The following is a 23384-nucleotide window of genomic DNA, read 5'->3' as shown; positions in this document are numbered from 1 at the left end:
CTCTCAAGTGAAGACATGCGCCTTGCCCGATACAGTCAGCCGTACGATCTCGCCGACCGCCGGTGCGTCCATGCCGGGTTTGCGCAGGATCAGCGGCGTGCCGCCGATGGCGGCGGCGTCCGGCGGATCGGAATTGTTCAGGAGCCGCACCGCGACCGTGCATGTCGAGCCGGCGAACTCCGATTCCGTCACCTCGCCGAACAGCATGTCCGATGTGCCCGACATGCCCTCGCGCGAGGTGCGTTTCAGCCCGATCTGTTCCGGCCGCAGCATGATGCGGACGATATCGCGGCTGTCCGGCGTATCGACCGCGATGCGGCCGAGCGGGGAGCTGGCGAAGCCGCCCGAGACGCTGGCCGGCAGGATGATGGCATCGCCGAGGAACTCGGCGATCATCCTGTCCTTCGGCTTGAGATAAAGTTCGCGCGGCGTGCCGACCTGGGAAAATTTTCCATCCCGCATCACCGCCACCTGGCTGGCGAAGGACAGCGCCTCGGCCTGGTCGTGCGTCACCAGGATGGTGGTGATGCCGGCCGCCTCCAGAAGTTCGGCCACAGCCTTGCGCATCGAGGCGCGCAGGCCGGTGTCGAGGGCCGAGAACGGCTCGTCGAGCAGCATCAGCCGCGGCTTCATCGCCATGGCGCGGGCCAGCGCCACGCGCTGCTGCTGACCGCCGGAGAGCTCGTGCGGGCGGCGTTTCAGGATCGCCTTGTCCAGTCCAACGATATAGGCAAGTTCGACGATGCGCTCGGCGCGCTTGTCATCGTCCCGTCCCATACCGAAGCCGATATTGTCCGAGATGGTCAGATGCGGGAACAGGGCGCCGTCCTGCGCCACCACGCCGATGCCGCGGCGATGCGCCGGAACGGCGGCGCCGCCATTGGCCAGCACCTGCCCGTCGAGCACGATGCGGCCCTGATCGGGCGCCTCGAAGCCGGCGATCAGCCGCAGCAAGGTCGTCTTGCCGCAGCCGGAAGGTCCTACGATCGCCGTGCGGCTGCCGCTGGCGACGTTCAGGTCGACGCCGGCCAGTGCAGCGACCGGGCCGTAATGCTTGTGCAGATTGCGGAGTTCAAGAAAGCTCATCGTCCGGCCATCCGCTTCGACTGGACATAGAGCAGCCAGGTCAGGGGCAGCGACATCGCCACCATGATGAAGGCGTAAGGAGCGGCCGAGGCGTAATCGATCTCGCTGCTGTAGGACCAGAACGCCATCGCCAGCGTGCGGGTGCCGTTCGGCGCCAGCATCTGGGTCGCGGTCAATTCGTTCATGATGCCGAGCGCCACCAGCGCCATGCCGGCCGCCGCACCCGGCGCCGACAGGCGGATTGTCGTCGACCACAGCGCGTTGAGGGGCCGCCGGCCGAGGCTCGACGCGGCGCGCTCGAGCTCGACCGGCGCCTGGGCGATCGACGCGCGCAGGCTGACCAGGGCACGCGGCAGGAACATCAAGGCATATGCGACCAGGATGGTGAACAGGGTCTGGTAGAGCGGCAGGGCGATGCGCACGGTGATGGTGACCAGCGCCAGCGCAATGACGACACCCGGCAGCGAGCCGACAATGTAATTGCATCCCTCCAGAAGGCGCTGCAGCGGTCCCGGCGCGCGGATCGAGATCCAGGCCATCGGCATCGCCGCGACAGTGGCAAGCAGCGCCCCGGCAAGGGACAGGAACAGCGTCTGGCCGAGCGCCAGTCCAATTTCGTCGAGACGCCAGACATCGGCGCCGCCGGCGAGGAGCCAGCGCCCGATGGTGACGAACGGCACGCCAAGCGCCAGCAGCGTGGTGACGACGAGCAAGGCAAGGCTCGGGATGGTGGCGCGGCCTAGGCCGATGCGTTGCTGATACCGCGCGGCACCAGAGCCGACACGGGCATAACGTTCCTCGCCGCGCACCAACACTTCGAGGCCGAGCAGCACGAAGCAGCAGGTCACCAGCACGCCGGCCAGCATGTTGGCGGCCGGGCCGTTGAAGGTCGACTGGAACTGGTCGACGATCGCGGTGGTGAAGGTGTCGAAGCGGATGAAGACGTAGAGGCCATATTCGGCCAGCAGATGCAGGCCGACCAGCAGCGAGCCGCCGCATATTGCGAGCCTGAGCTGCGGCAACACGACACGCCAGAACACGCGCCAGGGTCCGAGACCAAGTGCCGCCGCCGCATCCTCCAGGGCGGGATCGAGGCGGCGCAGCGCCGCCGATACCGGCAGGTAAAGGAAGGGAAAATAGGCGATGACGGACACCAGCACGCCTGCCCACAGGCCGTGCAGCCCGGGCACCATGGTGATCCAGGCATAGGAGTGCACGAAAGCGGGGATCGCGAGCGGCGCCACGCAGAGCCAGGCCCAGAGCCGGGCACCGGGCAGGTCGCTGCGTTCGGTCAGCCAGGCCAGCGTCACCGACAAGATGATGGCGATCGGTACGGCCAGCAGCACCAGCAGGCCGGTGTTGACCAGCAGTTCGCCGACACGTGGCCTGAAGATCAGTGCCGAGACGGCCTCCCAGCCGGTCTGCACCGCGATCCCTATGATGAAAGCGAGCGGCAGCAGCGCCAGCAGGGAGACAGATATGGCGGCGGCGACAAGCCAGGGCGCCGCCCGCCGTTGCGCCCGCCGGCGCATCTTGGGCGGCAGGCCCGGGCGCGCGAGATGGACCGCGGACTGCATCAGCTCACACGCCGCGCCATTGCCGCCCGGCGGCGGCAATTGAAGGACCACGGTCGCGGTCGGATAGGCAACGTGTCGTCATCGACGAATGCAATCTCGAAAAACAAAACGCTCCCGCGGAAAGAGAGTCCGCGGGAGCACGGTCTGACGTTCTTATTAGGACGAACGCCAACTAAAGCAAGCCGGCTGCCGTCATCAGGTCGGTGACCTTCTTGGAGTTGAGCGTCGTGGCGTCGACCTTCGGCGCCTGCAGGTCGGCCAGGGGCACCAGCTTCGGATTGGACTGGGCGTCCTTGCCGACCGCATATTCGAAGGAGGTTCCGTTCTTTAGCACGTCCTGGCCACCCTTGCCGGTCACCCATTTCAGGAAGGCCTGGGCTTCCTTCTGGTGCTTGCTCGAGGCGAGCACGCCGCCACCGGAGACCGACACGAAAGCGCCCGGATCCTGGTTCTTGAAATAGTGCAGCGCGACGTTCTTGGAGTTTTCGCCGGTCTTGGCCTGATCGCCAAAGTAGTAATAGTGGTAGATCACGCCGCCTTCGATCTCGCCGGCATTGACCGCCTTCATCACCGTGCTGTTGCCCTTGTAGGCGGTGAAATTCTCCTTCATCGCCTTCAGCCAGTCGGCCGTGGCGGCCTCGCCCTTGAGTTGCAGCAGCGCGCTGACGATGGCCTGGAAATCGGCGCCGGAAGGCGAAGCCGCCCAGCGGCCTTTCCAGCTCGGATCGGCGAGATCGAGCATCGACTTGGGCAACTGATCAGCCTTGAGCTTGGTCGTGTTGTAGGCAAAAACGGTGCTGCGCGCGGCCACGCCCACCCATTTGCCGCTGGCCGCCTGATAGTCCTGCGGGACCTGAGCCAGCGTGTCGGCGTCGACCGGCGCGAACAGGCCGGCATTCTCCACCAGCGCCATGGCCGGCGAATTCTCCGTCAAAAACACGTCGGCGGGCGAGGCGGCGCCTTCGGAGACGATCTGGTTGGAGAAGTCGCTGTCGCCGCCGTTTCGCAAGGTGACCTTGATGCCGGTTTCCTTGGTGAACCCTTCGGCCCATTCCTTGGTCAGGCTTTCATGCTGGGCATTATAGACGATGATGCCGGCATCTTCGGCCGTTGCCGGACCGGCGGCCAGGCTGATTGCAAGCACCGCTACGCTGGCCAGGGCAAGAAGGGGGGATTTCATAAGGTACTCCTCGGGTTGCCCGCACTGCGGGTGCGTCCGAGTATCAATTCATGAATGGGTTAGTCAAGATTGAAAGCCAATCGGCATCATCACGGTTTCGCGTGTCGGACGCATTTGACATCACCCGATATGCGGTGCCGGTGGCTGCTCCTGCGGAATGCAGCCATCGACCATGGGATGAATGGTCCAGCGCTGATCCAGGCCCTGCTGTGTTCGTTTGGTCTCCGGATCGAACGCGTCGTTCAGCATGGCGCACCAGGTTCTGCGCAGGTTCTCGCAGCGTGTCCTGAATGCCGTGCTGCCAAGCCCGTCACGCATATCCTGCGCGGTGAGGTCGGTGGCCTCGCCCGGCGGTTTGGGCGGGACTGTGCCCATGTCGGGAAAGTCCGGGTTCCACTGAAGATAGTGTTTTGCGTCGACACCCGCGGCCGCATCGAATTTGACCACCGCCATCAGCGGATGAAACTCGTGCCAGCCCTGGTGATAGCCGTCATAGACATGTTCGCCGAGGACGGCGACATGATCGCCCATCCTGATGGGGCCGAGCGCCTTGTCGCCGACATTGGCGTCCTCGACATTGCCGGGGTTCCAGTTGAACAGCCCCTGCAGGACCGGCTTGACCCCGCCGAAGTAGGACGCCGCGCCGCCGATCGCGCCGCCAATGGCCGCCCCGAGCAATCCTCCCAGGAACGAGCCGATGGCGCAGCCCAGCGCACCCAGGAAAAACGACCCTATGGCGCAGCCGACGGCCGCCCCGACACCGGCGCCGGCGGCCGCCGCGGCCGCCGTGACGACCAGAGCCGCCGTCAGCAGGATGACGATGGCCGGCGCCCATTGGCGCATCTTGATCCAGAAGTCGCCCTCGGCCTCGCAGTGCAGGCCCCAGCGGGCATGGTCGTCGGTGGGTGCGTAGCCGAGGTCGGTCTTAAGATCATCGCGCGGCAACAGCAGCTCATGACCCTGAAAGCCGTCATTGAGAATGTCGTTGGCCGGATGGGCCGCGATGCTGGCGGCGAATTCCGCGACGACGCTGCCGTCGGCATTGTAGCGATTGGCGGCCGCCAAAGCCGCCTCGTTGGTCTCGGCGTTGAGGATCTCGGCCGTCGGATGCGGCATCAGGATGACGTCGAAATACTGGTCGTTGTCGAAGGCGCCGAGATCGCTGCGGAACGGATTGTAGGAGACGATGCCGACCGCGCATTTCGGATTGTCCTTGTCGAGGCAGACCAGGCGATGGTTGAGCCATTCCCCGGCGGCCTTGTCGATCGTGGCGGTGGCGGACGCCAGAAATGCGATTGCCGCGGCAAGTGCCGCACCGACCGGCCCCAGCAGCAACCCGAAGGCGGCTGCCAGCCCGGTGATAACGATGATCTGCAGCGCCTGGCCGGCGAGGAAAGCCAGCCGGTCGTCCTCGTTGTAGGGCTTGCCACCGGCGGGATAGAGGAAGCAGCTCGTATAGTGCCTGTAGGCCATCGGAACGTTCAGCCTTTCGTGGCGGTGAGCGTCACACCGCCGGTCATGGTGCGCGATCCGCTTTCGCCAATCGTGAACACATGGACATTGAAGGTCTTCGAGCCACGGAAGGCGGCGTCCTTCGCTTCGATCTCGACGGCGATCTCGGTGATCTGGCGCGGCTGCAGTGAAAGCGTTCTTGGAACGATCCTGACCGACCAGTCGTCCGGGATGGGAAACCGGCCATAGGCCTGGTCCTCGAGGGCCCTGGCCCAGCGTGCCTTGCTCTCGGCGAGCCGCGGCTGCGGGGTGTCGGTGCTCTCGCCCCGACCTTGGCCGCGTGGCGGGGCACATGGCTGCAGCTTCGGCAGGCCGTAGCAGTCCGCCTCGATCTGGAAACGCCGGACGACCGAGGCCTCGTTGCGTACGCTGAAGACGAACCTTGCCGGTGAGCGCATCTCGGCAATGTTGACGTTCTTCTGGCCTAGGTTGTTGCCGGGGTTGGCGTCATCGCCCCAGGAGAGCTGTGCCTGCAGGCAATAGTGGCCGCTGGTGGCGGGCGTGGTCCAACTGAACTCGGCATAGGCAGGGCAATCGATCGTGCCCTTGGCCCCGAGATTGACGGCGGTGCTGGCGATCGGACGGGAAACGGTCTGTGCGCCGAAGGACAGGTAGGACAGCGCCACTCCGACGCCGATGGCCGGGGCGTCGTAAGACCCGTTCCAGACACGCACGCGAACGCGATATGTGTGTGCTGGCTGGAGCGCGCCGGTGACTGGCGCGGCGCCGTCGAAAATGTCGATGTCGGGATTGTCCCAGGTGACCGCGAGGCCCTGCGCCATCAGATAGTACTGGGCATAAAGAAGAGGATCGGCGCGCTTGTAGATGTCGGGCGGCAGCTGGATACAGCAATCGTTCTGCGCCGGGCTTGGCAGCCGCTGGCCCTTGGCCAGCCGGCATAGCAGCATGCGGATCGTCGCAAACAGCACTTTCAGCCCGGTGGCAAGACGCTTCCAGAATTCGGCGGCGAACAACAGCAGGGCCGCGGTTCTGATGTGGTTGACCAGAGATCCTGCCATGTCGTGTTTCCCACGCTGAGAGGACGCAACGGTAATGTTTTTCCTGGCGGACGTGTCCCCGCCGATTTTCCAGCGGCTATTTCTTCAGTGATCTCTGTCTCCGGTAGAAGTAGATGGCGGCGACAAGGACCATGGCCGCAATGACAAGGCTGCCCTCGAAAGTTCCCGAGCCATTGTCCGGAGAAAATCCAAAAATGCGTTCAATGAAATCCATTTCGGCCGCCCTCCGATCCTTTGACGCTACAGAAGGGTTTACCCTACGTCAACAAAGCTTGGTCCGTGCTGTCCTCGCCCCTGGACTGGAAACCAGAGAACCCATCCGGGAATTTCGCGGACCATCCCGCAAACTTTCGTGATTTGCCGGTAGTTTGGCTTGGACATTATTTCGCGGGCCACGTAACAAATCAGTGCCGAGGCGCGAAGATCGGGGAGTGAACTCTTGTGAGCGGCAAAGACGAGGCCGAGCTTTCCCGGCTGATGCGGGCCGCGATCGCGGGAGATGAAAAGGCCTATGCCGACTTTCTCCACCGGATTGCCGCGCTCATCCGCGGCTTTGTCAGGCGCAAGATCGTGCAGGGCGGGGTCGATCCCGAGGACGTCGTGCAGGAAACCTTGCTGGCAATTCATGTGAAGCGACACACCTGGCGCCAGGACGCGCCGGTCCTGCCTTGGGTCTATGCGATTGCCCGTTTCAAGCTGATCGACGCGTTCCGGCGGCGCGGACGGCGCATCGAGATCGATGTCGACGACATCGCCGAGACTTTTGCCGAGCCGGAGACCGATACGGTCAGCGAACGCGACATCAACCGGGCGCTCGACGGCCTGCCGCCGGCACAGCGTTCCGTGGTTTCGGCCGTGTCCGTGGAGGGTCGCTCGATCGGCGAGACGGCGGCGAAGTTCGGCATCAGCGAGACGGCGGTGCGTGTATCGCTGCATCGGGGACTTGCCGCCATAGCCAAGCGATTCGGACAGGGGCGGTTCGGACGGGAATGACATGAAGACCGACGATCTCATCAAGGCGCTCGACGCCGATGCCCGCAGCAAGGCGATGCCGTTGCGCCTGGCTTGGTGGCTGGCGGCCGGCGCGGCCGTCGTCGTCGCGGCCGCTGTTTTCATGATGACGATCGGGCCGCGCCCCGACTTCATGGTTGCCGCGCACACGATGCGCTTCCTGTCCAAGTTTGTTTTCACCATCGTGCTCGCCATCAGCGCCTTCGCCCTGATCCGAGCCCTGTCGACTCCGGGTGCGGCGACAGGCCGGGCAATGGCGGCGATGATCGCCGCGCCGCTGCTGGTCGCGGTGGCCGTGGTGCTGGAGCTCTTCATGGTACCGCAGGCGCTGTGGGGCACGCGCATGATCGGTTCGAACATGATGATCTGCATGACCTTCATCCCGCTGATCGGCATCGGTCCGCTGGCCATCTTCCTGTGGATGCTGCGCTATGGCGCGCCGACACGGCCGGTGCTTGCCGGCGCGGCCGCGGGGCTGCTTGCCGGCGGGCTGGCGGCGACTTTCTATGCGGCGCACTGCTTCGACGATTCGCCGCTTTTCGTTGCCACCTGGTACACGATCGCCATCGCGGCCCTTGCCTTGCTTGGCGCGCTCGGCGGTCGGTTTTTCGTGCGTTGGTAGCAGGATACCGCGCCCAGACCCCGTGAATACCGATCCTTAATCATGCCGGCAATTGTTTGCCGGTTGTCCATATCGCCGATGCCCCGGACGCAACCTTTCCTTAAAATCGATCCTTCAGGGTTTCGATGGAAAAAAAGCGATTGCCCACGGGGGTGGCATAAATCGTGACATTGCGAAGTATCATCGGGCCGGGACGGTACAAGCATGCAGCGCTGGCGCTGCTTGTGGCCGGTCTTGCCGTGGTGGCCGCCTCGCTTGTGCCGTCAAGGCTGGACGTCGGCGCGGAAGCACTCAGACTTTGCCTTCAAATATCGGTCGCCGTGACGGTCTGCGCGCTTTTCCTGGCATATCTGTTCATCGGTCGAATCTCGGAGGATCGACGGCAGATCACGGAGAGCGAGCAGCGGTTCCGCCGGGCCATGGAGGACTCGGCCATCGGCATCGCCATCGTCAGCCTCGACGGGCGTATTCTCCAGACCAACCCCGCCTTCGCCACCATGCTTGGCTACAGCCGCGAGGAAATCGAGGCGTTGACCTTCTTCCAGATCACGCATCCCGACGATCTGCAGATCGGACGCGAAACGATGGCCGGCCTGAGGGCGGGCACCGTCGATACTTTCCACTTCGAGAAGCGTTATCTCAAGAAGGACGGTACACCCGTCTGGGCTAATCTTGCCGGCTCCGTCATTCGCGATGGGAGGAGTGGGCGCCCGCTTTATCTCGTCTCGCAGATCGAGGATATCGACGCGCGCAAGCAGGCCGAAGCGCGCATCACCGAGGCCGAAACGCGCTGGAACTTCGCGCTCGCCGGCGCCGGTCAAGGTGTCTGGGATTTCGACATGCGCAAGGGGGGCACGACCTATTCCGCCACCTGGGTCAAGATGCTGGGCTATGGGGATGGCGAGCTCGATGGCGACCCCGACCGCTGGCTGACGATGATCCATCCAGACGACCGCGCCACGGTCGCGGAGGCCGATCGCGCCCATCTCGACGGCCAGACGGAATTCTTCGAGGCCGAGTTCAGGATGCGCCACAAGGACGGCCGCTGGATCTGGATCCTCGACCGTGGCAAGGCAATCGAGCGCGATGCCGACGGACAGCTGGTCAGAGCGATCGGCAGCTTGACCGACATCACCTTGCGCAAGCAGGCCGAAGAACGGCTCATCGTCGCGGCGGCGATGCTGGCCGACGAGAAGGAGCGGCTTAAGGTGACGCTGCAATCGATCGGCGATGCGGTCATCTGCACCGATGCCGCGAACCGCGTCACCTTCATGAATCCGGTGGCCGAAAAGCTGACCGGCGTTTCCAGCGACGACGCGCTGGGCAAGACGCTGAGCCATGTCTACTGGGCTGTCGACGAGGAGACGGGCCACAGGATCGGCATGACGCGGCCGGCGACAGGCGAAGAGGCGCGCTCCGACCAGAACAGCCGCGCGGTCCTCATCCGTCGCGACGACACACGCTGCAGCATCCGCCAGGTCGTGTCGCCGATCATCAACGAACGCAACGAATTCGGCGGTCTGGTGATCGTCTTCCAGGATTTCACCGATGCGCGCGCCCTGCAGCGCCAGCTTGCCCATGCCGCCGCCCATGATGCGCTGACCGGGCTTGCCAACCGCTCGAGCTTCATCCGCGCCATGGAGGGACTGGTCGATCAGGCACGCAAGGACGGCACGACGGCTGGGGGCCACCATCAGTTCATGTTCATCGACCTTGACCATTTCAAGCTGGTCAACGACACGGGCGGTCACGCGGCGGGAGACGCCCTGCTGAAGCGGGTCGCCGAGGCGGTGCGCGGCGTGCTTGGTCCTGAAGACATCGTCGCGCGCCTGGGCGGCGACGAATTCGCTGTCATCCTGAAGTCGGGTTCCGCACCCGGCGCGAGGATCGCGGCGCGCTCCATCATCGATGCGATAGCCGGCCTGAACTTCACCTGGGATGGCCGGCCGCACGCGATCGGCGCCAGCATCGGGCTGACGGCGATCTGCGCCAATTGCGGCGAAGTCGACGAGATCATCGCAAGGGCCGACGCCGCCTGCTATGCGGCCAAGGCGGCCGGGCGCGGATGCGTTTCCGTGGCGCCGGACGGCAAGATCGGCGACGACAGGTCAGAACCGCCCAAGCCGCTCGCCGCGGCCTCGTGAGCGGACGCGTCAGCGTGTCGGAACGGGGTGCTCGCCGCGATAGTCGTAGAAGCCGCGTCCGGTCTTGCGGCCGAGCCAGCCGGCCTCGACATATTTGACCAGCAGCGGGCAGGGGCGATACTTCGAATCCGACAGGCCGTCATGCAGCACCTGCATGATCGACAGGCAGGTGTCGAGGCCGATGAAATCGGCAAGCTGCAGCGGTCCCATCGGATGGTTGGCGCCGAGCCGCATGGCGGTGTCGATGGCATCGACCGATCCGACGCCCTCATAGAGGGTGTAGATCGCCTCGTTGATCATCGGCAGAAGGATGCGGTTGACGATGAAGGCCGGGAAATCCTCCGAGACCGTGATCGTCTTGTCGAGCTGCTTCACATAGGTCTTCGCCGCCTCGAAGGTCTGGTCCTCGGTGGCGATACCGCGCACCAGTTCGACCAGCTTCATCAGCGGAACCGGGTTCATGAAATGAATGCCGATGAAGCGCTCCGGCCGGTCGGTCTGCGCGGCTAGCCTTGTGATCGAAATCGACGAGGTGTTGGTCGCCAGGATCGCTTCGGGGTTGAGCTGCGGGCAGAGCTGCGCATAGATCTTGCGCTTGACGGTTTCGTCCTCGGTCGCTGCCTCGATCACCAGATCGGCGCCGGCAAGATCGGCCATCGCCGGTGCCGACGCGATGCGTGCCATGGCCTGGTTGCGGAGTTTCTCGTCGAGCTTGCCGGACCCCACCTGACGGGCCATGTTGCCGCTGATGGTGGCGATGCCCTTCTCGATACGGTCGGGCGATATATCGTAGATCAGCACCTTGTAGCCCGAAAGCGCGGAGACGTGGGCGATGCCGCCGCCCATCTGGCCCGCACCAATGATGCCGATCGTCTCGATCTTGCTCATTACCCGATCCCGTCCGGAGCGTTTTTCGCCACAATCGCGAACCGCCCCATCTCTTTGTTTTCCCGCAATTCCCGGCGCAAAAACCCCTGCGCACTGCCGCTGGAATTGCTCTCAGCCTTGTGGCCTGCTTATTGTGCGGTGCAAACTAAAAGGGTGGGGCGACTTCGTCTACCCCACCCCTCGTAATTTAATACGGTTGCGCGGAAGCGTCAAAGCGCCTTCTGCAACTCCGGCAAGATGACGAAGAGATCGCCGACGAGGCCGTAGTCGGCAACCTGGAAGATCGGCGCTTCCTCGTCCTTGTTGATGGCGACGATGACCTTGCTATCCTTCATGCCGGCGAGGTGCTGAATGGCGCCGGAGATGCCGACCGCAATGTAGAGATCGGGGGCGACGACCTTGCCGGTCTGGCCGACCTGCCAGTCGTTCGGCGCATAGCCCGCATCGACGGCGGCGCGGGAAGCACCGACGGCGGCACCGAGCTTGTCGGCGACCGGCAGGATGACTTCCTGGAATTTTTCCGAGGAACCGAGCGCGCGGCCGCCAGAGATGATGATCTTGGCCGAGGTCAGCTCCGGACGGTCGGTCTCCGACAGCTTGTTCTCGACGAAGGTCGAGAGGCCGGGATTGGCCGCCGCATGAATCGTCTCGACCGAAGCCGAACCACCCTCGGGTGCCGCCTGGAAGGAAGCGGTGCGCACGGTGATCACCTTCTTTGCATCGGTCGACTGTACCGTCTGGATGGCGTTACCGGCGTAGATCGGCCGCTTGAAGGTGTCAGGCGACACCACTTCGATGATCTCGGAAACCTGCGCAACATCGAGCAGGGCCGCAACGCGCGGCGCGATGTTCTTGCCAGCGGACGTCGCCGGCGCGATGATCGTGTCGTAAGCGCCAGCCAGCGAGACGACCAGTGCCGCCGTCGGCTCGGCCAGGCGCTCGGCGAGTTCGTCGGCCTCGGCGAGCAGCACCTTGCCGACGCCCTTCAGTTTCGCGGCTGCATCGGCAGCGGCCTTGGCGCCTTTGCCGGCCACCAGCACATGAACGTCCGAGCCGATTTGCAGGGCGGCCGAAAGCGCCTTGGCGGTCTGGTCGGAAAGGGTGGCGTTGTCGTGTTCGGCGATGAGGAGAATTGCCATTTTATCTGTTCCTTTCCCGATCGCTTACAAAACGCCGGCTTCGTTCTTGAGCTTGTCGACCAGTTCGGCGACGCTCTTGACCTTGACGCCGGCCTTGCGGCCACCCGGCTCCTCGGTCTTGATGACCTTCAGGCGCGGCTTGACGTCGGCGCCGTAGTCGGCCGGGCTCTTCTCGTCCAGCGGCTTCTTCTTGGCCTTCATGATGTTGGGCAGCGAGGCATAGCGCGGCTGGTTGAGGCGAAGGTCGGCGGTGACGATCACCGGCAGCTTCAGCTCCACCGTCTGCAAGCCGCCGTCGACCTCCCGCGTCACCTTGGCCTTGTCGCCTTCGAGCACGACCTTGGAGGCGAACGTGCCCTGGGCCCAGCCAAGCAGGGCGGCCAGCATCTGGCCGGTCTGGTTGGAATCGTCGTCGATCGCCTGCTTGCCGAGAATGACAAGGCCTGGCTTCTCCGCATCGACCACGCCCTTCAGCACCTTGGCGACACCGAGCGGCTCGGTCTGCTCGTCGGTCTTGACCAGGATGGCGCGGTCGGCGCCCATGGCGAGCGCGGTGCGCAGTGTTTCCTGCGCCTGCTGCGGGCCGATCGACACGACGATGATCTCCTCGGCCTTGCCGGCTTCCTTGATCCGGATCGCTTCCTCGACCGCGATCTCGTCGAACGGGTTCATCGCCATCTTGACGTTGGCGAGTTCCACAGCCGAACCATCGGCCTTCACGCGAACCTTCACATTCGCGTCCACAACCCGCTTCACGGGCACAAGGATCTTCATTTGCCTGTCACCTCTTCACGCTAGTTGGGCGCGCTATAGCAGCCTGCGCCCTTTCTGAGTTGTCGAAAGCCGACATTCCTGACTGAATTCCGGCCAGACGGAATTCTGGCCGGATGGAAATTCTGGTCTTTGCCCGCCTTGGGCTGCGACGGAGACGTTTCCGTAATTGTGGCAACCCTTGCCGTCAATACGCTGGAAGCTGCTCAAATCGGTTCAGTTTGGGCCAGAAGGGTTTCCCCGGCCCCAGCGCGCCGTGGTGGCGGACGTTTGGGGCGTCGCTGGTTCGCCAACGGCCGGCGGCTGTTCGGGGGTCGGAACCACGGCATCCTCGTCGGCGGGGGCAAACAGCGGCACGCCGCGACTGCGCAGGACCAGCACCAGGACCGCGCCGGCAATGATGCCGCCGATGTGGCAGGCCCAGGAGATCCGATCCTCGCCGCCGGCCGCGAACATGACGACCTGGAACGCCACCCACAGTATGAGCGGGATGAAGGCTGGAATGCGCAAAGGGATGCGGGCAAAGGCAAGCACCCACACCTTCACCCTGGGATAGAGGATCAGGTAGGCGACGACCACGCCCGCAATGGCGCCCGAGGCGCCGATTAGGGGCACTTGTGAATCCCAGGCGATGAGCCCCTGGAAAGCGGCTCCGGCGATGGCGCACAGGAAATAGAAGATCAGGTATCTGATATGGCCGAGCGCGTCCTCGACATTGTCGCCGAACACCCAAAGGAACAGCATGTTGCCGCCGAGATGGAAAATGTCGGCGTGCAGGAAAGAGTAGGTGAGGTAGCTCAGGCTCTCGGGGATGATGACAAAGCGGGGGTCGAGTTCGGCCGTGTCGTGAACGACGGAGGGGATGAAGCCGAGGCCAAGCACGGCGGCATTGGTGAAGTCCTTGCCGCCGAGCGCCGTGGCGCAATAGATCACGGCGTTGGCGACGATCAGCCCGATCGTTACATATTGCAGCCTGATATGGCGCAGCCTGTTGGTGTCGTAAAGCGGGATGAACATCGGTCGTCGGCCCCTCCCGCCCTCCGGTCCGTTTCAGCGGTTCTTGCCGGGAACCCATAGCACGTCGGCATTTCCATTGTCATTGACCACCCGAGCGGCGACAAACAGGAAATCCGAGACGCGGTTGATGTACTTCAGCCCGTCGCGATTGACGTGTTCGGCCGGGTCCTGCGCCAGGGCCACCATCAGCCGCTCGGCTCGCCTGGCCACGGTGCGGGCGAGATGGAGGGCGGCCGCCGCCGGCGTGCCGCCGTTCAGCACGAAGGATTTCAGCGGCTGGAGGTCTTTGTTGAGGAGGTCGATGTCGTGCTCGACACGGTCGGTCTGGGCGGCAACGATGCGCAGCGGCTCGTAGCCGAGCGGCTTGCCGTCATCAGGCACGGCGAGGTCGGCGCCGAGGTCGAAAAGGTCGTTCTGGATGCGACCAAGCATGGCGTCGATCGCCTGATGGCTCTGTGCGGTATGCACGCGGGCCATGCCGATACAGGCATTGGCTTCGTCGACCGTGCCATAGGCGTCCACCCGGAGATCGGATTTCAGCCGCCGCTCGCCCGTGCCGAGGCCGGTTGTGCCGTCGTCTCCGGTGCGGGTGTAGATCTTGTTGAGCTTGACCACATCGCCTCCGAAAGGCCCTTACTTGCGGGTGAAATACACGGCCAGCAGGATCAGCGCCAGCGCCACGGCCTGCAGCAGAACGCGGGCCTGCATCAGCTTGTTGGACGTCACGCCGGAGCCGCCGCGCATCATGTTGATGAGGCCCCTGATCAGCACGACCACCACGGCGGCCATGACCAGAATGGCAAGGATGTTGAAGACGGTGGCCATTTTTTGCGTTTCCAGTTCTCTGCTTGTTCAGGCGCGCCTGGCAAGCAGGCGGTGGAGCATTGGGGCCGGCAGGATGCGTTTGAGCACGGCCCCGATCCTGGCCGACATTGTTACCACATAGTGTGGGCGCGGGTGCCGCGACAGAAGTGCATGGCGAAGCGCCTTGTGGACCACTTCCGGCCCGGGCTTCAGGGCCGATTGGCTGCCGCCGGCGCGCATGCGCTCCAGTTGCGCGGCATAGTCGGCGCGATGCACGGAATTCTCGTGATCGATATTCCTGAGGAACCAGGGCAAGCCATTGCTGGCGATCTTCGATTTCACCGGCCCCGGCTCGATCAGCGAGACATGGATGCCACTGCCGGTTAGTTCCTGGCGCTGGCAGAGCATCAAGGCTTCCAAGGCGTGCTTGGATGCCGAATAGGCGCCACGGAAGCGCACCGGCACGAGACCCAGGATCGACGAGCAATGGACGAGGCGGCCGTGGCCCTGGCGGCGCATCACCGGAACCAGACGGCGGGTCAGGTCGTGCCAGCCGAAGAAATTGGCCTCGAACTGCTCTTTGAGCGCCGCGACGGACAGATCCTCGACGGCGCCGGCCTGGGCGTAAGCGCCGTTGTTGAACAGGGCATCGAGCTTGCCGCCGGTGCGCTCGAGTACGGCCGATGCCAGGGCGGCGATGGATCCCGGTTCCGTGTAGTCGAGATAGAAAGCCTCAATTCCGTCCGCTTCGAGCGCGGCGATGTCTTGCGGCTTGCGCGCCGTCGCGAACACCCGCCAGCCCTCGGCCTTCAATGCGCGGGCGCAATAGGCGCCTATGCCGGAAGACGCACCGGTGACGATGATGGTGCGCAACTCTGCCGCTGGAGAATTCGGAGTTTGACGAAGGGTTGCCATTTGCCGCATTCCCTTCCCATATTCGCGGCGTCGAGACAATCGAAGGGAGCGCGCCTTCTTGCTGCGGAATATTGTCGCCCTGCGTCGCGTGCTCTACGACGCGCTCGGCCATTTCAACACCGATGACGGCTGGGCGATGGCCAGCCATCTGGCGATCACCTCGCTGATGGCGCTGTTTCCGTTCCTGATCTTCGCCACGACGCTGGGCAGCTTCCTCGGCGCCCAGGCCTTTGCCGACACGGCGGTGCATCTGGTCTTCGACACGTGGCCCGAGCAGATCGCCAAACCGATCGCGCATGAAGTGCTCAACGTGCTGACCGTCAGGCGCAGCGACCTGTTGACCTATGGCGTGCTGCTTGCCGCCTATTTCGCCTCGAACGGCATCGAGGCGCTGCGCACGTCGCTCAATCGCGCTTATCGGGTCACCGAGACGCGCGGCATCATCTACCGCCGGGTGCAGAGCATCTTCTTCGTGCTGATCGCGACCGCCGGGTTCCTGGCGATCAGCGTGCTTCTGGTGTTCGCGCCCCTGTTGGCGCGGCTGGCTGAAGCCCATTTCGAGTGGATCAAACCCTATACGGGCACGATCACGCTGTGGCGTTACGTCATTGCCTCGACCGTCATCATCGGCGGGCTCTTCGCCGTTCACTACTGGCTGCCGGCCGGCAAGCGCCGTTTCGTCTCGCTGGTGCCGGGCATCATCTTCACGCTGGCGGCATGGCTTATCGGCTCGACGATGTTTGCCACCTATCTCGACCATTTCTCGTCCTATGTGACGACCTATGCCGGTCTCGCCTCGATCATGATCGCGGTGGTTTTCCTCTACATCGTCTCGGCGATCTTCATCCTCGGCGGCGAGCTCAACGCCGCGATCAGCCGTTATCTGGAGGCGCGTGCCCGGGTGGGTTGACCGGCGGAATTGAAGAAATGAAGAATTGAGGAGTTGAAGAACTGAGGAATTGGAGAAAAAGGCGCCATATCCGGCGCCGTGCACTTCTTCTTCAATTCTTCAATTCCTCAGTTCTGCAATTCCTCAATTCCTCGCCTGGCCGGTCGCGCCGTTGCCAGGCCCACGCCAAAGGTGGTGATCGCCATGCCGACGATTTGAAGTGCGTTGAGCTGTTCGTTGAACAGGGCCCAGGCGATGATGGCCGTCACCGCCGGCACGAGGTAGAACAACGACGCCACTTTCGACATCTCGCCGTCGCGGATCATCACCATCAACAGGAAGATTGCGCCGAGCGACAGCACCAGCACCAGCCAGGCCATGGCGAAGATCAGTTCGCCGTTGATGACGACGGCGTGAGTTTCGAAGGCGAGCGCGGCCACGATCATCAGCGAGGCGCCGCCGACATATTGCCACATGGTGGCCGCGACGAGGTCGCCGCCGGAGGCAAAGCGCTTCTGCCAGATGGTTCCGGCGCTCATGCCGAGCACCGAGACTAGCGAGGCGGTCAGCGTCGCCACCGTTACGCCACCGCCGAGCGCGCCGAGTTTTGGCCACAGCACAATGACGATACCGATCAGACCGATGCCAAGGCCAAGCCAGTGGCGCGGCAGAATGGCTTCACCGAGAAATTTGCCGGCAAGCACGGCCGTGATCAGCGGCTGCAAGCCGACGATAAGGGCCGAAAATCCGGCGGGCATACCCCTGTGGATGGCCCAGAAGACGGCGCCGAGATAGACGCCATGCATCAGCACGCCCGCACCGGTGGCATGCAGCGCCTCCTCGCGGGTGGCTCGCTTCGAGCCCAGCACAAGCATCAGCACTGCCAGCAGGATGGCGGCTATGACGAAACGCGCCGCGAGGAAGGTGAATGGCTCCGCCCACGGCATGGCGTAGCGGGCGCCGATGAAGCCGGTTGCCCACAAGACAACGAAGGTGGCGGGGATGAACCGCTTGATGCTGTGCATTTTTCCGGAGACCGCCGTACTGGTGAGAATTGACCGTGGCGATGCTCTAACCCTGTTCAACCTGGCGCGCAAAACCAAACCGTTGATCCATACATCACCGGAATTCAACGGGTGAAGGGCTCAAAAAGGTGTCTCCCAAGGATTGCTGGGCTCAGAGCCCGACCATCCTTCTGACATCGTCCGGCGAAGCGCCGGCATCACGCAAGGCGGCAAGGCCGGTATCCCTGAGGCTCTTCGACAGTTTTCGCCCGTCCGGCCCTAGGACCAGCCGATGGTGGAAATAGGCGGGTGGCTGCAATCCCAGAATCTCCTGAAGCAGTCGCTGCACGCCGGTCGCGGAAAACAGGTCCTGTCCGCGCACGACATGGCTGACGCCTTGCAGCGCGTCGTCGACGATGACGGCGAGGTGGTAGCTGGTCGGGATGTCGCGGCGCGCCACGATCACGTCGCCCCAGTCCTGCGGACGGGCCTCGACCAGGTGCGTCGCGGATAGCGTCTCATCGGTGAATTCGGCCCATGCGAGGTCCTTGCCGGCACGCGCCATGGCGGCGCCGACGTCCAGCCGCCAGGCGAAGGGTGTATTCTCGGCAATCCGCCGCCTGCGTTCCTTCATCGGCAATGCCTTGTCGGCTGGCGGATAGAGCGGCACACCGTCGGGATCGCGCGGCCAGTCGCGCCCGCGCATTTCGCTGTCGGCGATGAAAGCCCTGATCTCGCCACGGCTCATGAAGGCGGGATAGACCAGTTCCTCGCGGATCAGGCGCTCGAGCACCGTCCGGTATTCCGCGAAATGCTCGGACTGGCGGCGCACGGGCTCTTGCCAGCCAAGCCCCAGCCATTTCAGGTCGGCAAGCATGCCCGCCTCGAACTCCGGCGTGCAGCGTGTGGTGTCGATATCCTCGATACGCAGCAGCAGACGGCCGCCTGACGCCTTTGCGAGCTTCTGGTTGAGCAACGCCGAATAGGCGTGGCCCAGATGCAGTTCGCCATTGGGGCTGGGCGCGAAGCGGAATGTCAGGAGCGTCATGTCTCGGGCGGCAATCGGGTTGTGCTGCGGTTTTGGCGGTTGCTACTTTGCGGCACATTCGCGGACAAGGATACCATGCAGCGCATCGCGACACTGGACGACGTTGAACGGGGACTGGATGCGCTTTGCATCATCGATCCGCGCCTGGAAAAAGTGCGCGGCATGGCCGGCGAGGTGCCGCTCAGGCTTTCGGAGCCCGGGTTCAGGAGCCTCGCCTCGATCATCGTGTCGCAGCAAGTTTCCCGGGCGAGTGCCGATGCCATCTTCGGCCGGCTGACGAAACTGGTCGATCCGCTAACGCCGCGGGCTATCCTTGCCGCCGGCGAGGACATGTTTCGCGAGGCCGGCCTGTCGCGGCCCAAGCAGCGTGGTCTTGTCGCGGCCGCCCAAGCGGTGGCCGACGGCCTCGACCTGCATCATCTCTGTTCGCTCGACGCCGGGGAAGCGATCGCGGCAATGACAGCGGTGCCTGGTATCGGCCCCTGGACGGCGGAAGTGTATCTGTTGTTTGCCGCCGGACACCCCGATATTTTCCCGGCGCGTGACGTCGCCCTGCAGAGCGCCGTCGGCCACGCGCTCGGCATCGACCCGCGCCCGCCTGAGAAAACACTGATCGCCTTGGCCGAATCATGGAGCCCGTGGCGAGGTGTCGCATCGCGGCTTTTCTGGTCCTATTATCGCGAAACCAGGGGCCGGGACGCCGCACCGCCGGCCTGAATCCGCAAAAAAGCATAAAAATCATGTGTTTTTGGCACGCCGCGCCCGCGACAATCCGCTTCACATCCCTGTCATGTCAGGCTTACAGTATCCGCGCCGAACGGTCGGGCTTTTGAAGCAGCACGTGACCCTTTCCGAAAGTCGAATTCGATTTTCGGGATCATGTGCGAACCAAGGAGGTCAACAAGGTGACGGTTGCCGTATCTCCGGATGGGCTTCCAGCGCTGGTGCTGAATGCGGATTACCGTCCGCTCAGCTATTACCCCTTGTCGCTCTGGTCCTGGCAGGACGCCATCAAGGCGGTATTCCTCGACCGGGTGAACATCGTCGCCGAATACGAGCATGCGGTGTCCTCGCCGACCTTCTCGATGAAGCTGCCGAGCGTGGTCAGCCTGAAGGCCTATGTGAAGCCGTCGAGGCACCCGGCGTTCACCCGCTTCAACGTCTTCCTGCGCGACCGCTTCCAGTGCCAGTATTGCGGCACGCCCGAGGACCTGACCTTCGACCACGTCATCCCCCGTCATCGCGGCGGCGCGACGACATGGGAGAACGTCGTCGCCGCCTGTTCGCCTTGCAATCTTAGGAAGGGCGGCATGATGCCGGCGCATGCCAAGATGTTTCCTCTGCAGAAGCCCTACCAGCCGACGGTGCATGATCTGCACAACAACGGCCGGCTGTTCCCGCCCAACCATCTGCATGAAAGCTGGATGGATTATCTCTACTGGGACGTCGAACTGGAGCCTTGAGTTCGTTCGAGAATCCGGAAGGCTGGCCGCCTGACGCAGCTTTCTGCGCTTCCGGCGCTCACGTACTTAAGCACGCTCCGCTCCGGTTCTCGAGAGCCGCGCGATCCGACTCAGCCCGCCGAATTTCTGGGCCTGCCGAATTTCTGGACGAACTCTGCGTCGCGCTGGTTCAGTCGCGGGAAAATGCGCCGCGGAAGGCGACTGCGGCGAGGATCAGGCTGGCGATGGCGTTCCAGCCGGCCAGTGACAGGCCAAGGATGCGCAGCGCCGCCTTGTCGCAAGAGGGCGGCACGAATTTGTCGAGCGCGTCGAGCACGCCTTTGCCGCCGGTGTCGACCGGGCCGGCGCCCGCCGTGCAATCGGCCGGACCCTGCCACCAGGCCCATTCGACGCCGGAGTGATAGACGCCGAGATAAAGGCCGTAGAGCATCAGGAGGCCGCCGATGGCCAGCAGGCCGCGCGTCACCCATGCCGGTGCGCGCAGCATCGATGCGATCACCGCCAGCACCATCAAGGGCACGCCGATGTAGTATGGCGTGCGCTGTTCCAGACAGAGATGGCAGGGGATGTAGCCGCCGATGTGCTGGAAGCCGAGCGCCGAGCCAACGGTCGCGGCCATCGCGACCGCGAGAAACAGGGCAGCGCGTGTCCGCTGGCGTCCGGTATCGGCATTCATGGTCGCTGTCATGGTTCTATCGTCCGTTGTGTTCGCCGCCCGCCAGGTCCGCCTGCCACTCTCAAAACCGGTTTTGAGAGGGCCTCAGACGACGTATTTGATCAGGATATAGAGCAAAATCAGGGCAACCGCGGCGGCGCCGGCGATCAGGCCCAGGCGCTTTTCGATGAATTCGCGGATTGGCTCGCCATAACGGCGCAAAAGCCACGCCAGGAGCAGGAAGCGGCCGCCACGCGCGATAATGGCCAGCACGATGAACAGCGCCAGGTTGACGCCCAGGGCGCCGGACAGGATCGTCACCACCTTGATCGGCGGCAGATGCGCGGCACCCGAGGTGACCAGCATCAGGGCGATGAACTCGATGCTTACGCCCGCGGAGGAGCGCAACTGCTCGAACTCGTCATACTTGCCATAGAATTCGAGGATAGGCCGCGCCACCGCGTCATAGGCGTAGTGGCCGATGAACCAGCCGGCAATGCCGCCCAGCACCGAAGCGACGGTGGCGATGAAGGCATAGCGATAGGCCCGGTCCGGCCGCGACAATGCCATCGGCAGATAGAGCACGTCGGCCGGCACCAGGAATACCGAGCTTTCGACGAAGGCGATGAAGGCCAGCCACCATTCGGCGGATTTGCGGGCCGCCAGTGACAAGGTCCAGTCGTACAGTCCGCGAAGCATCGGCTCTCCTAGTGGATGTCGTGCACGCTGCGGTTCTCGGATACCGGCATGCATGAGACAAGGGCCTAAAGCGCCGCAGCCATCGCTTTCGCGGACATTTGAACGCGAGCCTGTCTAGAAAGATTTTCCGTGCCGCACAATGGCAGCGCTGTTTACGAAATCGTAAGGCGCGGGTTCAAGCGCGCCGACATCGGCAAATCTGCAACAGGCCAGTTGACGAACAGTCCTCCGACCGTATAGTCCGCGCCCATCCAGGCCGCCCGGCCTGAGCCCCTATGGCGGAATTGGTAGACGCGCTCGACTCAAAATCGAGTTCCGCAAGGAGTGCTGGTTCGATCCCGGCTAGGGGCACCACCACCTTTATGCAGGTGTTGAGTCATCAGGATTTTTTCGGATTTTTGTCCCACCTGTGGCCCGTGCCTTTTTCGGTGGGACAATTTTGTCCTGATTTTGTTCTGGGATGACCAGTAGATGGGCGGCATGCTCAGCCATCCGGCGGCGCTGCGCCTTCTTGGTGTAGTGCGTCGTTTGCTGCTTGGTGGTCCAGCCGAAGATCGCCATGAGCTGCTCGTCGGTGGCCCCGTTCTCGGCCGCGATGGTGGCTCCTGCCTTTCGGAGCCCGTGGAGGGTGCAATGGGGCAACTCGGCCTGGTCGCACCAGTCCCGCATTTTGTTACCAAGTGAATTAACAGTGAACGGTCTTCCCCACTCCGACGTCAAGAAGGTCAGGTCACCGCAGGCACTGGCGTCGATGGTCGCCTTCAACTGGGGGAGGATTGGGAGCTCCACCTCCACGCCCGACGATTGACTGGTCTTCTGAGGGCGGATGTGGAGCCACCCGTTCTTGACGTGCTGGCGCCCAAGGATCGCGAGATCCTGGCGACGCAGCCCTGTGAACAGTCCCAGGTGGAGTGCCAGGCGTGCCTTGCTGCCGATTGGGTGGCGGGCCTCGAACTGGCGCACCTCTTCGACTGACCATGTGTGAAATCCATCGCCAGACTTCAGGCGCTTGATGCCGAGGGCTGGGTTGCTCCGAAGGATATCGTTCTCAATGGCCCACCCGTACATGGCCGAGATGACCTTGACGACCTCGTTCTGGGCGCCTGGCGTCGAGCGGAGATCGTCACGGATTTCGAGGACGTGCCTCCGCTCCAGGAGGTCAAAGGGTAGCGTACCCCGCTTGTTGCCGCTCTTGTGCTCGCTGTTGCAGATTTCATCGAGAACCGATGACCGCCGGGCCAGAATTTTGGGGGAGAGCCTTACGCGTCCCTTGTACTCCTGACACAGCCAGCGGAAGGACCTCTGGGACACCACTTCAGGTCGATCCACAGTGGCGCCGGTCTTGAGGGGTGAGTACGCGACGTTAAGCCGAGCGCAGGCCACCTCGGCCTCGAACTCCTTCGTCCCGGGCCGTTCCCGAAGTCGAACTTTCGACCGGCCATGGGTGCGAAAATACAAGCGCACGTTTCCATGCCGGTCACGATCGTGGGTAACGCCTTTTGGTAGTTTTCTCGGCATCAGTTCCAGGGGTTGTTGGGCGGGGAAGATGGCCCTGTTCTGCTGGTCTCGCCTCGATGTGGGATCGCCCGAAAGGCGGCTACAACCTCATCCACGTCCCAAAGAAGGCGTGAAGCGATCGGCCGAGGCTCTGGCATCTGACCGGCGGTCACTAGCTGAGTGAACAGCGACGTGCCGATCCCGATGAGCGCGGCAGCTTGGTCAAGGTTGACCCCAACAGGTGGGAGGTTGTCTGGCAGTCGGCTTGACGGTCGTCTCATGCAGTGCGGGCTCAATCATTTGGAAGGCCCTCGATCTAATTCCGCCCGTGTCTTGGTTCTATGGGTCATCTGCGCGGTACTCTAGGGGAAGTCCCTTTTGTCAGCCGGAGGGGCTTGCTGCGGCGACTGCTATTACCTGAAAACGCAAAATTTTTTCGCGCCG

At 63.6% G+C, this 23384-nt stretch carries 23 protein-coding genes and 1 tRNA gene; 7 read left to right on the top strand and 17 right to left on the bottom strand.

The window, feature by feature from the left end:
* Positions 1-3: 3 nt before the first annotated feature.
* The 5 genes from EN845_RS20445 to EN845_RS20425 all read right to left on the bottom strand — a co-directional run bounded on the left by EN845_RS20445 (position 4) and on the right by EN845_RS20425 (position 6374).
* Positions 4-1086 carry an ABC transporter ATP-binding protein gene (locus EN845_RS20445; protein WP_127280573.1) on the bottom strand — a complete coding sequence of 361 codons (1083 nt, stop codon included), beginning with the start codon at positions 1084-1086 and terminating at the stop codon, positions 4-6.
* Entirely contained in the window at positions 1083-2663 is a 1581-nt protein-coding gene (locus EN845_RS20440; protein ID WP_167531491.1) for an iron ABC transporter permease, read from the bottom strand. Before EN845_RS20440 ends, EN845_RS20445 begins: the two co-directional genes overlap by 4 nt.
* 172 nt (positions 2664-2835) lie before the next feature.
* Positions 2836-3843: an iron ABC transporter substrate-binding protein gene (locus EN845_RS20435; RefSeq protein ID WP_127280289.1), complete on the bottom strand. Its 1008-nt coding sequence runs from the start codon at positions 3841-3843 to the stop codon at positions 2836-2838.
* Between the two features lie 120 nt (positions 3844-3963).
* Positions 3964-5316: a hypothetical protein gene (locus EN845_RS20430; RefSeq protein ID WP_127280288.1), complete on the bottom strand. Its 1353-nt coding sequence runs from the start codon at positions 5314-5316 to the stop codon at positions 3964-3966.
* An 8-nt stretch (positions 5317-5324) separates the two neighbouring features.
* Positions 5325-6374: a hypothetical protein gene (locus EN845_RS20425; protein ID WP_127872234.1), complete on the bottom strand. Its 1050-nt coding sequence runs from the start codon at positions 6372-6374 to the stop codon at positions 5325-5327.
* 441 nt (positions 6375-6815) lie between these two features.
* On the opposite strand from EN845_RS20425, the gene EN845_RS20420 reads away from it, so the two are divergent.
* From EN845_RS20420 to EN845_RS20410, 3 genes are all read left to right on the top strand, one after another.
* The gene (locus EN845_RS20420) at positions 6816-7367 is read left to right on the top strand and encodes a sigma-70 family RNA polymerase sigma factor (RefSeq protein WP_127280286.1); all 552 of its coding nucleotides are present in this window, start codon (positions 6816-6818) and stop codon (positions 7365-7367) included.
* A 1-nt stretch (position 7368) separates the two neighbouring features.
* Positions 7369-8007, top strand: coding sequence for an NrsF family protein (locus tag EN845_RS20415; protein WP_127872235.1), 639 nt, complete (start codon positions 7369-7371; stop codon positions 8005-8007).
* A 164-nt stretch (positions 8008-8171) separates the two neighbouring features.
* Positions 8172-10151 carry a PAS domain S-box protein gene (locus tag EN845_RS20410; RefSeq protein ID WP_127872236.1) on the top strand — a complete coding sequence of 660 codons (1980 nt, stop codon included), beginning with the start codon at positions 8172-8174 and terminating at the stop codon, positions 10149-10151.
* A 9-nt stretch (positions 10152-10160) separates the two neighbouring features.
* Here the strand turns inward: EN845_RS20410 and EN845_RS20405 are convergent, their stop codons facing one another.
* From EN845_RS20405 to EN845_RS20375, 7 genes are all read right to left on the bottom strand, one after another.
* Complete coding sequence (locus EN845_RS20405) at positions 10161-11039, bottom strand: 3-hydroxybutyryl-CoA dehydrogenase (RefSeq protein WP_013892834.1); 879 nt, start codon at positions 11037-11039, stop codon at positions 10161-10163.
* 209 nt (positions 11040-11248) lie between these two features.
* On the bottom strand, positions 11249-12178 hold the full coding sequence (locus tag EN845_RS20400) for an electron transfer flavoprotein subunit alpha/FixB family protein (RefSeq protein WP_127872237.1): 930 nt from the start codon (positions 12176-12178) through the stop codon (positions 11249-11251).
* A 24-nt stretch (positions 12179-12202) separates the two neighbouring features.
* Positions 12203-12952 (bottom strand): electron transfer flavoprotein subunit beta/FixA family protein, encoded by a 750-nt coding sequence (locus tag EN845_RS20395; protein ID WP_127872238.1) that lies wholly within the window; start codon positions 12950-12952, stop codon positions 12203-12205.
* A 213-nt stretch (positions 12953-13165) separates the two neighbouring features.
* A complete protein-coding gene (locus EN845_RS20390) occupies positions 13166-13966 on the bottom strand; it encodes a rhomboid family intramembrane serine protease (protein WP_127872239.1) in 801 nt (266 codons plus the stop codon).
* A gap of 33 nt (positions 13967-13999) precedes the next feature.
* Positions 14000-14581: a cob(I)yrinic acid a,c-diamide adenosyltransferase gene (locus EN845_RS20385; protein WP_127277871.1), complete on the bottom strand. Its 582-nt coding sequence runs from the start codon at positions 14579-14581 to the stop codon at positions 14000-14002.
* A gap of 18 nt (positions 14582-14599) precedes the next feature.
* Positions 14600-14791, bottom strand: coding sequence for a twin transmembrane helix small protein (locus EN845_RS20380; protein WP_127277870.1), 192 nt, complete (start codon positions 14789-14791; stop codon positions 14600-14602).
* A 27-nt stretch (positions 14792-14818) separates the two neighbouring features.
* Entirely contained in the window at positions 14819-15685 is an 867-nt protein-coding gene (locus tag EN845_RS20375) for an SDR family oxidoreductase (protein WP_127872240.1), read from the bottom strand.
* Positions 15686-15743: 58 nt separating this feature from the next.
* Here EN845_RS20375 and EN845_RS20370 point away from each other — a divergent pair, with 58 nt between their 5' ends.
* Positions 15744-16595: a YihY/virulence factor BrkB family protein gene (locus EN845_RS20370; RefSeq protein ID WP_127277868.1), complete on the top strand. Its 852-nt coding sequence runs from the start codon at positions 15744-15746 to the stop codon at positions 16593-16595.
* 107 nt (positions 16596-16702) lie between these two features.
* On the opposite strand, the gene EN845_RS20365 is transcribed toward EN845_RS20370, so the two are convergent.
* Entirely contained in the window at positions 16703-17599 is an 897-nt protein-coding gene (locus EN845_RS20365; RefSeq protein WP_127872241.1) for a DMT family transporter, read from the bottom strand.
* 151 nt (positions 17600-17750) lie between these two features.
* Complete coding sequence (gluQRS, locus tag EN845_RS20360) at positions 17751-18626, bottom strand: tRNA glutamyl-Q(34) synthetase GluQRS (protein ID WP_127872242.1); 876 nt, start codon at positions 18624-18626, stop codon at positions 17751-17753.
* 75 nt (positions 18627-18701) lie between these two features.
* On the opposite strand from gluQRS, the gene EN845_RS20355 reads away from it, so the two are divergent.
* Both EN845_RS20355 and EN845_RS20350 read left to right on the top strand, forming a co-directional pair.
* Positions 18702-19343, top strand: coding sequence for a DNA-3-methyladenine glycosylase (locus tag EN845_RS20355; protein ID WP_127872243.1), 642 nt, complete (start codon positions 18702-18704; stop codon positions 19341-19343).
* Positions 19344-19531: 188 nt separating this feature from the next.
* Positions 19532-20089: an HNH endonuclease gene (locus tag EN845_RS20350; RefSeq protein ID WP_027031236.1), complete on the top strand. Its 558-nt coding sequence runs from the start codon at positions 19532-19534 to the stop codon at positions 20087-20089.
* Between the two features lie 169 nt (positions 20090-20258).
* On the opposite strand, the gene EN845_RS20345 is transcribed toward EN845_RS20350, so the two are convergent.
* Both EN845_RS20345 and EN845_RS20340 read right to left on the bottom strand, forming a co-directional pair.
* On the bottom strand, positions 20259-20777 hold the full coding sequence (locus EN845_RS20345; protein ID WP_127872244.1) for a disulfide bond formation protein B: 519 nt from the start codon (positions 20775-20777) through the stop codon (positions 20259-20261).
* 72 nt (positions 20778-20849) lie between these two features.
* Positions 20850-21443 (bottom strand): YqaA family protein, encoded by a 594-nt coding sequence (locus EN845_RS20340; protein ID WP_127277861.1) that lies wholly within the window; start codon positions 21441-21443, stop codon positions 20850-20852.
* A gap of 269 nt (positions 21444-21712) precedes the next feature.
* Between EN845_RS20340 and EN845_RS20335 the strand changes: the two genes are divergently transcribed.
* A tRNA-Leu gene (locus EN845_RS20335) sits at positions 21713-21797 on the top strand.
* 6 nt (positions 21798-21803) lie between these two features.
* Here the strand turns inward: EN845_RS20335 and EN845_RS20330 are convergent.
* A complete protein-coding gene (locus EN845_RS20330; protein WP_167531490.1) occupies positions 21804-22901 on the bottom strand; it encodes a site-specific integrase in 1098 nt (365 codons plus the stop codon).
* Positions 22902-23384: the final 483 nt, after the last annotated feature.

This window comes from Mesorhizobium sp. M8A.F.Ca.ET.202.01.1.1 (genome assembly GCF_004791595.1).
In the GTDB taxonomy this organism is placed as follows: Bacteria; Pseudomonadota; Alphaproteobacteria; order Rhizobiales; family Rhizobiaceae; genus Mesorhizobium.
This window is presented reverse-complemented; position numbering and strand designations above follow the sequence as displayed.